At 69.3% G+C, this 14,371-nt stretch carries 13 protein-coding genes; 8 read left to right on the top strand and 5 right to left on the bottom strand.

Annotated features, from left to right (window positions below; translation table 11 throughout):
• The first annotated feature begins 61 nt into the window (after positions 1-61).
• The gene (locus ACWGSK_RS14945; protein WP_358515389.1) at positions 62-676 is read left to right on the top strand and encodes a TetR/AcrR family transcriptional regulator; all 615 of its coding nucleotides are present in this window, start codon (positions 62-64) and stop codon (positions 674-676) included.
• A 66-nt stretch (positions 677-742) separates the two neighbouring features.
• On the opposite strand, the gene ACWGSK_RS14940 is transcribed toward ACWGSK_RS14945, so the two are convergent.
• Genes ACWGSK_RS14940 through ACWGSK_RS14925 form a run of 4 tightly spaced genes read right to left on the bottom strand, consistent with a single transcriptional unit; the run spans position 743 to position 4,519 of the window.
• Positions 743-1,954 carry an acyl-CoA dehydrogenase family protein gene (locus ACWGSK_RS14940; protein WP_358515392.1) on the bottom strand — a complete coding sequence of 404 codons (1,212 nt, stop codon included), beginning with the start codon at positions 1,952-1,954 and terminating at the stop codon, positions 743-745.
• The gene (locus ACWGSK_RS14935) at positions 1,954-2,979 is read right to left on the bottom strand and encodes a phosphotransferase family protein (protein ID WP_452456040.1); all 1,026 of its coding nucleotides are present in this window, start codon (positions 2,977-2,979) and stop codon (positions 1,954-1,956) included. Before ACWGSK_RS14935 ends, ACWGSK_RS14940 begins: the two co-directional genes overlap by 1 nt.
• Positions 2,976-3,764: an SDR family oxidoreductase gene (locus tag ACWGSK_RS14930; protein ID WP_358516305.1), complete on the bottom strand. Its 789-nt coding sequence runs from the start codon at positions 3,762-3,764 to the stop codon at positions 2,976-2,978. Before ACWGSK_RS14930 ends, ACWGSK_RS14935 begins: the two co-directional genes overlap by 4 nt.
• Positions 3,764-4,519 (bottom strand): SDR family oxidoreductase, encoded by a 756-nt coding sequence (locus ACWGSK_RS14925; RefSeq protein WP_358516303.1) that lies wholly within the window; start codon positions 4,517-4,519, stop codon positions 3,764-3,766. The genes ACWGSK_RS14930 and ACWGSK_RS14925 overlap by 1 nt, the downstream gene beginning before the upstream one ends.
• Before the next feature lie 185 nt (positions 4,520-4,704).
• Here ACWGSK_RS14925 and ACWGSK_RS14920 point away from each other — a divergent pair, with 185 nt between their 5' ends.
• From ACWGSK_RS14920 to ACWGSK_RS14910, 3 genes are all read left to right on the top strand, one after another.
• Positions 4,705-4,986 (top strand): GNAT family N-acetyltransferase, encoded by a 282-nt coding sequence (locus ACWGSK_RS14920; RefSeq protein ID WP_358516300.1) that lies wholly within the window; start codon positions 4,705-4,707, stop codon positions 4,984-4,986.
• Between the two features lie 63 nt (positions 4,987-5,049).
• Positions 5,050-5,952, top strand: a complete 903-nt coding sequence (locus ACWGSK_RS14915; protein WP_452456039.1) for an LLM class flavin-dependent oxidoreductase — start codon at positions 5,050-5,052, stop codon at positions 5,950-5,952.
• Positions 5,953-6,695: 743 nt separating this feature from the next.
• The gene (locus ACWGSK_RS14910) at positions 6,696-8,063 is read left to right on the top strand and encodes a DUF222 domain-containing protein (RefSeq protein WP_452456038.1); all 1,368 of its coding nucleotides are present in this window, start codon (positions 6,696-6,698) and stop codon (positions 8,061-8,063) included.
• A 1,176-nt stretch (positions 8,064-9,239) separates the two neighbouring features.
• Here ACWGSK_RS14910 and ACWGSK_RS14905 read toward each other — a convergent pair.
• The gene (locus tag ACWGSK_RS14905) at positions 9,240-10,199 is read right to left on the bottom strand and encodes a quinone oxidoreductase family protein (protein ID WP_452456037.1); all 960 of its coding nucleotides are present in this window, start codon (positions 10,197-10,199) and stop codon (positions 9,240-9,242) included.
• 223 nt (positions 10,200-10,422) lie between these two features.
• Between ACWGSK_RS14905 and ACWGSK_RS14900 the strand changes: the two genes are divergently transcribed.
• The 4 genes from ACWGSK_RS14900 to ACWGSK_RS14885 all read left to right on the top strand — a co-directional run bounded on the left by ACWGSK_RS14900 (position 10,423) and on the right by ACWGSK_RS14885 (position 14,371).
• Positions 10,423-11,919, top strand: a complete 1,497-nt coding sequence (locus ACWGSK_RS14900; protein WP_358505453.1) for a carboxylesterase/lipase family protein — start codon at positions 10,423-10,425, stop codon at positions 11,917-11,919.
• Positions 11,920-12,015: 96 nt separating this feature from the next.
• Positions 12,016-12,759, top strand: coding sequence for a GTP pyrophosphokinase (locus ACWGSK_RS14895; RefSeq protein ID WP_358505456.1), 744 nt, complete (start codon positions 12,016-12,018; stop codon positions 12,757-12,759).
• Positions 12,760-12,881: 122 nt separating this feature from the next.
• A complete protein-coding gene (locus tag ACWGSK_RS14890) occupies positions 12,882-13,385 on the top strand; it encodes a 2Fe-2S iron-sulfur cluster-binding protein (protein WP_452456036.1) in 504 nt (167 codons plus the stop codon).
• Complete coding sequence (locus ACWGSK_RS14885) at positions 13,382-14,371, top strand: FAD binding domain-containing protein (RefSeq protein WP_452456035.1); 990 nt, start codon at positions 13,382-13,384, stop codon at positions 14,369-14,371. The genes ACWGSK_RS14890 and ACWGSK_RS14885 overlap by 4 nt, the downstream gene beginning before the upstream one ends.

Here is a 14,371-nt window from a genome sequence, read left to right as displayed (position 1 = left end):
GCTGGCTCGGATCAACAGTCGACTCGCCACCGGGGGACGGGGGCAAGAGGTGGTACGGGACATGCGCGGTGCACAGCGGACGGCCGATGGGGACACCCCACGAGGCACGGTGCCCGAACGACTGCTGAGCGCGGCCACACGGCTCTTCGCCGAACGCGGCTTCGAGGGCACCTCGGTACAGGAGGTCGTGGCCGCCGCGGGCGTCACCAAGGGCGCCATGTACCACTACTTCGGTTCCAAGGACGACCTGCTCTACGAGGTCTACGCCCGGGTGCTGCGTATGCAGACCGAGCACCTGCAGGAGATCTCCGCCCGGGACGAGCCCGTCACCGAACGGGTGCACGCGGCCGCCGCCGACGTCATCGTCACCACCGTCGCCAACCTCGACGACAGCACCATCTTCTTCCGCTCCATGCACCAGCTCGCCCCGGAGAAGCAGCGCAGCGTGCGCGCCGAGCGTCGCAAGTACCACGAGTTGTTCCGGTCCATGATCGAACAGGGGCAGAAGGAGGGCGTCTTCCGCGCCGACGTCCCCGCCGACCTGGTCATCGACTACTACTTCGGCTCCGTGCACCACCTGAGCACCTGGTATCGCCACGACGGCGCCCTGACCGGTCAGGACGTGGGCGGGCACTTCGCCGACCTGCTCCTGGCCGGCCTGCGCCCCCAGGGCTGACCCCCGCACAAGTGGCGAGGGCCGGGGACCCGCCCCGGCCCCGGCCCTTCCGCGACGCGCGAGACTCTACGCGTACTTGCGCAGTTCCGCGCGGCCCAGCGAACGCAGGTGCACCTCGTCCGGCCCGTCGGCCAGGCGCAGCGAACGCACCCCCGCCTGCCAGGCGGCGATCGGCACGTCCTGGCTGACCCCGGCCGCGCCGTGCGCCTGCACGCACTTGTCGAGGATCCACTCCACGGTGCGCGGGGTGGCGATCTTGATCGCCTGGATCTCGGTGTGGGCGCCCTTGTTGCCCACCGTGTCCATCAGGTAGGCGGTCTTGAGCACCAGCAGACGCAGTTGCTCGATCTGCACCCGTGCCTCGGCGATCCACTCGCGCACCACGCCCTGCTCGGCCAGCGGGCGGCCGAACGCCACCCGATCCAGCACACGCCGGCAGGTGATCTCCAGGGCACGCTCGGCCATGCCCAGGGCGCGCATGCAGTGGTGGATCCGCCCCGGGCCCAGACGGGCCTGGGCGACGGCGAAGCCCTCCCCCTCGGCGCCGACGAGGTTCTCCGCCGGTACCCGCACGTTCTCGAACAGCACCTCGGCGTGGCCGCCGTGGTCGCTGTCGTCGTAGCCGAACACCGTCATGCCCCGCTCGACGGTCAACCCGGGGGTGTCGCGCGGCACCAGCACCATGCTCTGCTGCTTGTGTCGGTCGGCTTCGGGGGCGGTCTTGCCCATCACGATGAAGATCTCGCAGGCGGGGTTGAGCGCCCCGGTGATGAACCACTTGCGGCCGTTGATCACGTACTCGTCGCCCTCACGGACGATGCTCGTGGTGATGTTGGTGGCGTCGGAGGAGGCCACCGCGGGCTCGGTCATCGCGAACGCGGACCGGATCCGCGCGTCCAACAACGGCTCCAACCAGCGCTTCTTCTGGTCGGGGGTACCGAACATCGTCAGCACCTCCATGTTGCCGGTGTCGGGCGCGGCGCAGTTGAGGGCGGCCGGGGCCAGACGGGGGCTGCGCCCGGTGATCTCCGCCAGCGGGGCGTACCGGAGGTTGGGCAGCCCGCCGTGCTCGGGATGCCCGGCCAGGAACAGGTTCCACAGACCCCGCTTCCTGGCCTCGGCCTGGAGTTCGCCCACGATCGGCGGGATCGCCCAGGGGTCGTCGCGTTCGGCGAGTTGGGTCTCCATCACCGGTTCGGCCGGATAGACGTGTTCTTCCATGAAGGCGAGGAGCCGCTGCCGCGACTCCTCGGTCTCGGCGTCGTAGGCGAAGTCCATCATTTCTCCTTGAGCATGGTGTGTGCGCGTTCCACCAGCGGCGCGACCACGTCGCCGATGCCGTCGAAACCCGCTCCGACGGTCAGCCCCCGGGTGTGCCGGAAGTGGATGCCCTCGGCGATCACCGCGAGCTTGAAGCAGCCGAAGGCCACGTACCAGCCGAGTCGGGACACGTCGCGACCGGTGGTGGCGGCGTACATCCGCACGAGCTCCTCGGAGGACGGGAAACCCTCGGCGGAGGTGGCGGGGTGGTCCCCGCCGGTGACCGGGCGTTCCCGGTAGACGAGCATCAGGCCCAGGTCCACGAGCGGATCGCCCAGGGTGGCCATCTCCCAGTCGAGTACCGCTGTGAGCTCGCCGTCGTCGGTGACCAGCACGTTGTCGAGCCGGTAGTCGCCGTGCACGATCGCGGGCGCGGACGATTCCGGGATGGACCGCGCCAACCGGTCGCGGAGTTCGTCGATACCGGGGATGTCCCGGCTGCGCGAGGCCTCCAGCTGCTTGCTCCACCGGCGCACCTGGCGCTCCAGGAACCCGTCCGGGCGACCGAAGTCGGCCAGGCCCACCGTGGCGGGGTCGATGGCGTGCAGCCGGCCCAGGGTGGTGACCAGTCGTTCGGCGACCGCGTGGACGCCGTCGGGGCCCAGCGGCGCGATCTCCTCCTGGGTGCGAAAGGCGGTCCCGCCCACGTACTCCATGACGTAGAACGGGGCGCCCAACACCTCGGTGTCCTCGCACAGGTGGTGGGTGCGCGGAACCGGCACGTCGGTCTCGCGCAGCGCCGTCATCACCCGGTATTCGCGCGACATGTCGTGCGCGGTGGCCAGCACGTGCCCCAGGGGCGGGCGGCGCACCACCCACGTCCCGGTGCCGTCGGTGACCACGTAGGTCAGGTTCGACCTGCCGCCGGTGACCACCCGACCGGTGAGCGGACCCGACACCAGGCCGGGGACCTCCCGGTCCAGGTAGGAGCGCAACCGGTCCAGGTCCAGGCCGGGGAGTCCCCCCTCGTTCCCGTCGCTCATTCGGTCTCCTCCTCGGCGAACACCTTGGCCTGGATACGGCGCATCCCCACCAGCCAGGCGTCGGTGTCGGTGGCTCGGGCCGCGTAGTAGTCGGCGGCCTCCGGGTGCGGCAGGATCAGGAACCGGCCATCGCTCAGGGCCACCAGCACGGTGTCGGCGACCTCCTCGGGCGTGATCGCCCCGGGGGAGAGGATGGCCTGACCCTGGTCACCGGCGTCGTCGAGCATGCCGGTACGCACGCCCAGCGGGCACAGGCACTGCACGGTGATCCCGCGGTCCCCGTAGGTGGCCGACAGCCACTCGCTGAAGGACAGGGCGGCGTGCTTGGTCACCGAGTACGGCGCGCTGCCCAGCATGGTGAGCAGACCCGCCCCGGAGGCGGTGGTGACGAAGTGACCCCGGCCGCGCTCCAACCAACCGGGCAGGAGTTCACGGGCGGCGCGCACGTGCGACATCACGTTGACCTGCCAGGAGGCCTCCCAGTCGGATTCGAGGGCCTCCGGGCCGCCGCTGCGGGCGATCCCCGCGTTGGCCATGTACAGGTCGATGCCGCCCAGGTGGGCGTCGGCCTCGGCGATGAGTGCGGTGACCCCAGCCTCGGAGGCCGCGTCACCGGGCACGGCGATCCCGCCGATCTCACCGGCCACGGCCTCGGCCGCGGAGGCGTCCAGGTCGTTGACGACCACCCGGGCCCCGGCGGAGGCCAACCGGCGGGCCACGGCCGCGCCGATACCGTTACCGGCGCCGGTGACGACCACTCCGGCGTTCTTGGGGTCCAGCGGCATCAAACACCCCCGGTGAGGGTCATGCCGCCGTCGAGGACGAGGGTGCGGCCGGTGATCCAGGAGGCGTCTTCGGAGAGCAGGAACGCGACCGCGCCGGCGACGTCCTCGGGCACGCCGAGCCGCTTCAACGGGTACTGGGAGGAGACCTCTTCCTCGCGCCCGTCGTACAGCGCCTCGGCGAAGCGGGTCTTGACCACGGCGGGGGCGACCCCGTTCACCCGGATGTCGGGGCCGAGCTCGACCGCGAACTCCTCGGTGATGTGTCGGAGCATCGCCTTGGAGGCGCCGTAGAAGCCGATCCCGGGGGCGGGCTTGAGACCGGCCACGGAGGAGACGTTGACGATCGAGCCACCGTGCTCGGCCATGCCGGCCCGGTACACCTTCTGCACCCAGGAGACCGCCGAGAGCGCGTTCACCTCGAAGATCTTGCGGGCCGCGTCCAGGTCCAGGTCGACCATGCGTCCGTAGACCGGGTTGATCCCGGTGTTGTTGACGAACATGTCGACCGCGCCGAACGCCTCCTTGGTGGCGGCGATGGCCTCGTCCTGGTGTTCGGGGTCGTCGCCGCGCCCGGGGACCCCGATGGCGTGTTCGGGGCCGCCCAGGGCCTCGACCGCCTCCTTGAGGGGATCGGGCTTGCGCGCGGTGACGCACACGCGGGCTCCCTCGGAGATGAGGCGTTGGGCGATGGCCAGGCCGATACCGCGACTGGCACCGGTGATGATGGCGGTGCGGCCGCCGAACCGCGAAGTCATGCGTACTCCTTAGACCGACTGGTCGGTATGTCAAGGCGACCCTATGTCCACGGGGCGCGCGCCGCAAGGGGTGGAGGCTCCCCGGTAAGGGTGACAATGGGGTCGCACGGGAACATAGGTGCCCGTGCGGGACCCCCGGGTTCCAACACCCGTTCCCGACATCTCCCGACATCGAAAGGGATCCCGTGGCTACCGAGGTCAAGGACGTTCCGGAGAACAACCGCTATGTGATCACCTCCGACGGAGAGGAGGCGGGCTTCGCCGAGTACATCCTCACCGACACCATGATCACCTTCACCCACACCGAGGTCGATCCCGCCTTCGAGGGCAAGGGCATCGGCGGCGCCCTCGTTCGTGAGGCCCTCGACGACGTGCGCACCCGTGACCTGTCCGTGCTGCCCATGTGCCCGTTCGTCAAGGGCTGGATCGAACGACACCCCGAGTACACCGACCTCGTCTATCGCTGAGCGTGTGGTCACCTCCCGACCGGGCAGGACCGCAGGGCAGCCGAGAACCAGGAGGCGTGAACGTTGGGCATCGACTACGGACGTGACATCGAATTCGGGGTCTTCCCCTCGCCGGAGACCGCGAAGCTGGACCGCACCTGGGCGGTGATCGACGCGGCCGAACGGGGCGGGCTGGACTTCGTGGGCATCCAGGACCACCCCTACCAACGCCGGCACCTGGACACCTGGGCGCTGATGGCCACGGTCCTGGCCCGCACCGAGCGCCTGCGGGTCTTCCCGGACGTGGCCAACCTGCCGCTGCGGTCACCCGCCATCATCGCCAAGAACTCCGCGAGCCTGGACGTGCTCTCCGGTGGCCGCTTCGAACTGGGGCTGGGCGCCGGCGGGTTCTGGGAGGCGATCGAGGCCATGGGCGGGCCCCGACGCAGCCCACGCGAGGCCGCCGACGCCCTGCTGGAGGCGGTCGAGGTGATCCGCCTGCTGTGGTCGGACCAGCGCTCGGTGCGCTTCGAGGGCGAGCACTATCGCCTGGCCGGGGTCAAACCCGGCCCGCCACCCGCCCACGACATCGGCATCTGGCTGGGCGTGCTGGGTCCCCGTCTGCTCAAAGCGGTCGGCAGGGTCGCCGACGGCTGGGTGCCCTCCCACGCCTACGCGGGCACCGACAAGCTTCCCGGCATGCATGCGCGCATCGACGAGGGCGCCGCCGAGGCCGGCCGCGACCCGGCCGACATCCGCCGCGTGTACAACCTGTGGGGCACCATCGGCGATTCGGCCGGCTCCTCCGGTGGCGGCTTGGATGGTCCGGTCGACCAGTGGGTGGAGCGCATCACCGAGTTCGCCGTGGAGTACGGGATGGACACATTCGTCCTGGGGCCGGTGGAGGAGTCCCCGGAGCAGGTGGAGCTGTTCGCCGCCGAGGTCGCCCCTGCGGTGCGAGAGGCCGTGCGCCATGCCCGAGGCTGAGTGAGTGGTGAGGGGTGGGGTGGGTGTGTAGGTGGGGCGCTCGTAGGGCGCCTGAGGTTGGGAGCTTTGGGGTTGTTGGGCGTTGTTCGGGTGGTTGGGGGCGCCTCGGGTCGGGAGTCTTGGGGTTGTTGGGCGGGGTGGGGGTGGGGGTGGGTTCTCCCTCCTTCCCCGCCGCGTGATTGTTGCCGCCCGCACCGCACGCGTCAAGGCAACGTCGAGTCCTGTAGCGATCGGGCTGGTGGCCTTGACCCGCACGGTGCGGGCGGCGGTTTGGCGGCTATCGGGGAAGGGGGGAGAGTGGTTGAGGTCCCAAAGGGCCCTGTGGGCCTTCGGCCCACTCCGGCCGCAGCCGGCCGGATCCCTTCCCCTCCCTCTGGTGTTCTCGTTGAGCGCGTCGCCACTACGTGACGGGTCCGGTCACGAAGGACCCGCTACAGGTGGGGTTCGGGGCGGGGCGCGTCCCCGCGGTGGCCGGCTCTGGTCTTCACAGCGATGATCTTGCTCGTAGCGCCATGTTGGGCGCCCAACATGGCGCTACGGACAAGATCGTTTCCATTCAGAGCCCCTTCCCTCGAATTCGCCAGGAGTATCTCCGTGATAGACGGATCCGACCAAAGCGAAAAGGGGTTGCGGGTAACCCGAAACAGGGGTCCTCGTATGGTATGAATGCTGGCCCCAGAATTCGGTCAATAAACTCGCGGGTAGGCCTGCCGTTCTTGGGGGTGTTCGCATATAATCAGAGTATGAGCTTTCCTCCCCACGCACCGCGCCCGGCCGGGAACACCCCGGTCGATAAGGCGATGGCGGGTGCGCGGGAGATCGCGGTGGAATTCTCCGGCCGGGATATCCCGTTCGGGTGCGAGGGCGATGTGCTCGCACAGTTTCGCCGGCTCAACCAGGAAACAGACCGGATCCGCTACGGGATGTTGCCCGCCCTGGCCCGTATGGAGGCCACCGGTTCTCTGTTGGAAGAGGGTGGCCAGCGCAGTATCCAGGCGTGGATCACCCACCAGTGGGGGACCTCCCCGGCCGAGGCCAAGAGCCTCGCCACCCTCGCCCGAGCGTTGTACAAGCAGCAACTGCCCTTGGTGGAAGAAGCCTTCCAGGGTGAGGTCTTGTCGCTGGGTGAGGCGTGCGCCATCGCGACCTCCACCGAAAAGGCTGTGGGTGAGTGGGCGAAAGTCCTGGAAACGGCGGATGAGGAATTCCGTGCCCAGCGTCCTTCGGTGGAGGGGTTTCGGGCCCGGTTGGAACTCGGGTTGATCGGTTTCAAGGCCGAGTGCCCGCAGGCTTCGGTGCGCCAGTTGCGGGACGCGGCGAAATGGTTCGTCGCCCGCCTGGACCCCGACAAAGCCGACCGGGACTACGATGAAACGTTCGAGAACCGGGGCGCCCAGTTCTCGCCCACGTTCGAGGGTGGGTTCCTGCTACGGATGTGGGGGCCGGGGGCCGATAACGAGCTGATCCAGGCCGCCCTGGAGGCTTACACCGAGCCGTATGGGCCGGAGAACGCCGCCGTGCCGAAGCACCAGCGCACCTATGACGCGATGATGCGGATCTTCGAGACCGCTCTGGGCCACCGGGGTTGCTCCAGCCTGAGCCGCCAACCGTTGGCGACCCTCAACATCACCGTGCCGCTGAAGCGCTTCCTCGGTGATGGGTCGACTGAGCCGGCCACCACCGAGGATGGTGTGGTGTTGCCCGATCAGATGGTGGCCCGCTTGGCCCCCGAGAGTTGGTTGCGTCGGTTCGTGACCGACGCCCAGGGTCGGACTCTGTTGGATGTGGGGCGTAAGCAGCGGTGTGCTCCGGATCCGGTGCGCCAGGCGGCGGGGTTCAAGAAGCCCTACTGTGAGTGGCACGAGGGTTGTGACGTGCCGCGTAGCTGGTCGCAGTACGACCACATCGTTCCGTTCTCCCACGGCGGGGCCACGAGTGCGGACAACATGCAGATCTTGTGCTCGACCCATAACCGGCTCAAGCACCGGTTGCAGGCGAAGGTGAACCGGCAGATCTGGGAACACCACCACGCCCAGAACCGCCAGGAAGCGGGAAAGGAAGCCGGGTCCGGGGATGGGGAGGGGGAGCCAGCCCCAGCCACTGTCCTCTAACCACCACCATCCGCTTCCGCCACCCGTTTCCGCCAGGTGGAACACCACCCCCGCGAGAACACCCCCGGTTGGGTGTCAGACCCCAAGGGCCCGTGCCCTGTGGGGATATCAGCATGCCCCCACCCCGAACCCCCGCCCAGAGCCACATTCCGGGCACGGAGTGGCTCTCATCGGGGGTGTCGGCACCACTTCCACCCCCGGTACCGGCTCCCGCCCCAGGTACCGGCCCACCGGCACCACCAACCCCGTGTTGTCTCTCCATCATGATGATCTTGTCCGTAGCGCCATGTTGGGCGCCCAACATGGCGCTACGAGCAAGATCATCGCTGAGAAGACCAGAGCCGGCTACCGCTGGGACGCGCCCGGCCCCGTGTCCGGCCTGTAGCGGGTACTTCGTGACCGGACCCGTCACGTAGTGGCGACGCGCTCAACGAGGACACCAGAGGGAAGGGAAGGCATCCGGCCGCCTGCGGCCGGACCGGGCGAAGCCCGGGGCCGTTGGGACCTCAACCACTCTCCCCCCTTCCCCGATAGCCGCCAAACCGCCGCCCGTGCCGTGCGGGTCAAGGCCACCAGCACCGCTGCCAGAGCACCCGACATTGCCTTGACGTGTGCGGTGCGGGCGGCAACAATCACGCGGCGGGGAAGGAGGGAGAACCCACCCCCACCCCGCCCAACAACCGGCAGATTCTCTAGCCAAGGCGCCCCACCAACCCACCCCACACAACGCCCAACAGCCGGAAGACTCGCGACCTTAAGCGCCCCACCACCCACCACCCACCACCCACCCGACACCCCCAGACACCCAAGCCGCCAAGCCACGATGCCCCGAACTCGCTCGGCTACGGCTCTCTGCTCTGCCGCATCACCGGACGGGCAGAAGGATCAGGGTGTAGGACGGCTGAAGGGCGGCTGAAGGCGTCAGGGCATCGCGCTGCGGGCCCCGGACGAGACCGGAGCCGGCGTGGTGGTCGGCGGAGAGGCTACGAGAGATCTACATCGTCAAGGTGATGCGATCATGCGCTTGATTGTGGCCGATGCGATTGATTCACGAACGTCCTGGTCTCCAGAAGTCCCGAAGAGTCGGTCCGAAAAGTTCCAGACGCGCGTATCCACTCCCCACGTCGAGGCCGCGAACCACCGGCCCCGACGTGGACACAGGGTGAGAGCGCGAACTCAGGCGGAGGTGTCCAGGGTCAGCTTGCCGGTGGTGGCCCGTGAACGAAGGTCCTCGTGGGCCCGACGGGCCTCAGACAGCGGGTAGCTCCGGCCCTGGATCGGGCGCAGTTTCCCCTCGGTGACCAGGGCGAAGAGCTCTCGCATGGCGGTGCCGACCACGTCTCCGGGAAGCATCCAGGCGTGCGGCAGCCACATGCCGGCGACCGTGGTGGAGAAGCGCATGAGGTTGGCCGGCTGGACCGGCTTGGGCGCCTCACGGGAGGCCATGCCGTAGAACGCCAGGCGCCCGAACGGCGCCAGGGCGCGCACGCTCTCGTCTGTGACGCGCCCGCCCACCATGTCGAGTACGACGTCCACGCGGCGGCCCTCGTTGGCCTCGATGAGTGCGGCGGTCATGTCGGGCGCGGCGGAGTCCACCACCGCGTCGGCGCCCAGTTCCAGGGCCAGTGCGCGCTTGTCCTCGCTGCTCGCCACCGCGATCACCCGGCCGGCGCCGAAGTGCGCGGCCAGCTGCACCGCGAGGGTGCCCACGCCTCCGGCGGCGGCGTGCACCACCACGGACTCTCCGGGTTCCATGCGCACGCTCTTGCGCAGCAGGACCCAGGCGGTGGCGCCTTGGACGATGAGGGCGAGGGCGGCTTCGTCGGAGACGCCCTCGGGGATCTCGTAGGTCATGTTCGGGTCGGCCACGGCCTTCTGGGCGTAGCCGCCGCCCCCGTTGAGCAGGCCCACGACGCGGCGGCCGTCGGCGGTGCGTCCGGCGATCTCGGCGCCGGGGACCATCGGCAGTGTGGAGGGGGCCAGATAGCTGTTCTCGGCTTGATGGGTGTCGGCGAAGTTCACGCCGCTGTGGGTGACGTCCACGAGGAGTCGTCCCGGGCCTGGCTCGGGGTCGGGCAGTTCGGTGGGGACGAGGACCTCGGGTCCGCCGAACTCGGTGATCTGGATGGCGCGCATGAGGGGTCCTTCCATCGGGGAGGCATACCGACCAGATGGTATGACATGGGGAGAGTGATGGCGTGGGCGCCCCGCCTGGGTCCTTCCTGGGTCGCCGCGGACACTCGGCCCAGGGTCGCGGCGTCCGGCCTGGTGAAGGCGTCGGAGTGGTTCGGGGCTTGCGCGGACAAACCTAACGTTGTTAGGTGGGGTGGACGCCGCGAACCCCCGAGGAGACCCCCACATGGACGCCGAGCAGATCGTGACGACCGTGAACGGACCCGTTCGCGGCACACCCTCGACCCGGGCCGAAGGGGTCACGGTCCATCGCGGCATCCCCTACGCCGCCGCGCCCTTCGGCGAGCACCGCTTCGCCGCCCCCGCCCCGGCCCCCCTCTGGGACGGGGTACGCGACTGTTCGGGGTTCGGCCCGCCCCCGCCCCAGGGCGAACAGCTCATCGGTGCCGCGCACTGGGACCCCGACACCTCGCTGGACTGCCTGGTCCTGAACGTGTGGACCGCCGCCTCTCCCGACTCCCCGGCCCCGGTCCTGGTGTGGATCCACGGCGGCGCCTACATCGTCGGATCCGGCGCCGAGGGCACCTACGAGGGCTCCCACCTGGCCGCCGAGGGAACGGTGGTGGTGAGCGTCAACTACCGGCTGGGCTTCGAGGGCTTCGGACACGTGCCCGGACGCCCCGACAACCGGGGACTGCTCGACCAGGCCGCCGCCCTGCGCTGGGTGCGCGACAACATCGCGGCGTTCGGCGGCGACCCCGACAACGTCACCATCGCGGGTGAGTCCGCCGGTGCCGGGTCCGTCATCGGCCTCATGGCCATGCCCGACGCCCACGGTCTGTTCCGGCGCGCCATCGCCCACAGCGTCCCCGCTGACACGATCACCGTCGGCACCGCCCGACGGGTGTCGGAATCGGTGGCCAAGGCCGCCGGGGTGCCGTTGGAGGCCGAGGCGTTGGCCGTGCTGGCCCCGGAGGAGATCCTGGCGGCCACCGACGTGGTCCTGTCGGGCAGCGGTACGTCGAGCAGGGGAGTGCGCACCAAGGCGTTCACCTGCTATGCGCCGGTGGTCGGCGGCCCCGAGCTCCCCGAGGAGCCGCTGGCGGCCATCGCCCGCGGCGACGCCACCGGCGTCGACCTGCTCGTCGGTCACAACACGGAGGAGTACCGTCTGTTCACCGAGCTCGGCCAGTCGGTGGAGATCGACGGTGAGGAGGCCTTGGCGGCCACCGCCGCCCATCTGGGATTGGGCGAGGACGCCGTGGGCGTCTACCGGTCGGTGTACCCCGACGTCTCACTACGCGGACTGTTCAACGAGATCCGTGGCGACGCCATGTTCTGTGAGTACTCGGTGCGTGTGGCCGAGGCGCAGGCCCGGGCCGGGGGCCGTGCGCACTTCTTCCGTTTCGCCGCCCAGAGCCGCACGATGGAGGGCAGACTGGGCGCCTGCCACGCTTTCGACCTGCCGTTCGCCTTCGGTAACCTCGACAGTGACCTGGCGGTCTTCCTGTGCGACGGCGAGCCCGACGAGGCGCTGCGAGCGCTGTCGGCGCGGATGGTCGCGGCCTGGCGTGACTTCGCCGCCACCGGTGATCCGGGATGGTCCGCGGTGCGACCGGAGAGCACCGTGGTGCGGGTGTGGGACGTGACCGACTCCGTGCGGGAGGGCGATGACTCCCCGCTCCGAGGGCTGTGGTCGAAGGTGGACTTCGCGCCGCGCTAGGTGCCCGCCGGCACCGGCCCCGGTGGCTTCGGCGCCGTCCACGGCACCGATGTATAACATGCGATCAGGGGGTCCATGGTGTCCGAGGGGACTGTTGTGGTGGAAGAGGTATCGGATGCGTTGTCGGAGGCGCGCGAGGACGTCACACGCTTCCTGCTGTCCTACAAGTTCGCCATCGACACCCTGATGGCGAAGGTGAACATCCTCAACGAGGAGTTCCGCTACACCAACGACCACAATCCGATCGAACACGTGGACTCTCGGCTCAAGTCACCGGCCAGCATCCTGGAGAAGGCGCGCCGGCGCGGCGTATCGCTGGACCTGGAGAGCATCGCCAGGGAGATCTTGGACATCGCCGGGATCCGGGTGACGTGCAGTTTCGTCTCCGACACCTATGCGATCCGGGACATGCTGTCAGGACACGAGGACATCCAGGTCATGGAGGAGCGGGACTACGTCCGCTCTCCCAAGGCCAACGGCTACCGGAGTCTGCACCTGTTGGTGCGCACCCCGGTCCGGATGTCGGACCGGACCGTCGAGGTTCCGGTGGAGATCCAGATCCGCACCATCGCGATGGACTTCTGGGCGAGTCTGGAGCACAAGATCTACTACAAGTACGCCAAGTCGGTGCCCCAGGAGTTGTTGGACGAGCTGCGGACGGCGGCCGAGACCGCGAATCGGTTGGACCAGACGATGGAGCGGTTGCACAGCGAGGTGCGTGAACTGGGCGACCGTGCTCAGGTGCCGCTGCCGGGGCCGGAGGAGCTGCGCAGGATCCCGATCGCCGACGAGTTGTTGGACGCCCTGGCCGAGAGGGTCAACGCGCGCCGTACCGATTGATCCCGGCCCGCCCGGCAAGAGCCGGTAAAACCTGGTGGCTCGACACGTTCCGACCGTTTGGCCGGTGCTCTGTGCGGTAACCCGTGGGGACGGGACCCGTCCGCTCTGGGGAGGAACCGGCCTTGGACACCACGATCACTTTGACGGTGGACGGTGAGCGCCGCGAGCTCACCGTCGACACCCGCACCACACTGCTGGACGCGTTGCGCGACGGTTTGGGGGTGTACTCGCCGAAGAAGGGCTGCGACCACGGCCAATGCGGCGCCTGTACCATCCTCCTGGCGGGGCGGCGCGTCCTGGCCTGCCTGGCCCTGGCCGTCGCTCACGACGGCGCGGAGGTGACCACGGCCGCGGGGCTCGGTCGGGGTGACGAGTTGCATCCGGTCGCGCGGGCGTTCCTGGACCACGACGGTTTCCAGTGCGGTTACTGCACGCCGGGGCAGATCTGTTCGGCGGTGGGCATGCTGGCCGAGGCCGAGCGGGAGTGGCCCAGCCACGTCACCGAGGACCTGGACGCTCCGGTGCAGATGGACGAAGCCGAGATCCGGGAGCGCATGAGCGGCAACATCTGTCGTTGCGGCGCCTATCCGGGCATCGTCGGCGCGATCGGGGAGGTCCTTCGATGATCCCGTTCGCCTACTCCCGTCCCGGTGACGCGGCCGAGGCGGTCGCGGCCGTCGCCGACGACCCCGGCGCGTCCTTCCTGGCCGGCGGCACCAACCTGGTCGACCACATGAAGCTGGGGATCACCTCGCCCACCGCCCTGGTGGACGTGCGGGAGGTGGTCGGCGACGGCGTCGAGGAACTGCCCGGGGGTGGGGCCCGGATCGGTGCGGGGACGACCAACAGCGAGTTGGCCGCCCATCCGTTGATCCGCCGCCGCTATCCGTTGCTCTCCTCGGCCCTGCTGGCCGGGGCTTCGGGGCAACTGCGCAACATGGCCACGACCGGCGGGAACCTGCTCCAGCGCACCCGTTGCGTCTACTTCCAGGACGTCACGACCCCCTGCAACAAACGTGAACCGGGCAGTGGTTGTTCGGCCCTGGAGGGGCATGGGCGCGATAACGCCGTTCTGGGCGCCTCGGAACAGTGTGTGGCCACCCACCCCTCCGACATGGCGGTGGCGATGCTGGCCTTGGACGCGCAGGTGCGTGTGCTGGGCCCGTCGGGCGAACGTCGGGTGCCGCTGGCCGAATTCCACCGTCTGCCGGGGGTCGAACCCGAGCGCGACACCGTTCTCGAACACGGCGAACTCATCACCGCGGTGGAACTGCCGGCGCCGGAGGAAGGAGCCCGGTCGGCCTACCGCAAGGTACGTGAACGGGCCTCCTACGCGTTCGCGCTGGTCTCGGTGGCCGCGCTGGTGCGTGTGCGGGGCGGACAGATCACGGACACGCGGATCGCCTTCGGTGGCGTGGCCCACGCCCCATGGCGGGCCCGGCGGGCCGAGGAGGTGTTGCGGGGTCGACCGGTGACCGAGATGGCGTTCCGGGTGGCGGCCGAGGCCGAGTTCGCCGAGGCGCGTACCGGCCGGGACAACGCCTTCAAGGTGCCGTTGGCGATCAACACGTGCGCGGCGGTGCTGCGCTCTTTGACGGGGGTGAACGGGTGA

The organism is Nocardiopsis sp. NPDC055551, from assembly GCF_053619415.1.
The sequence above is the reverse complement of the archived record's forward strand: the minus strand, read 5'-3'. Positions and strand labels throughout refer to the sequence as shown.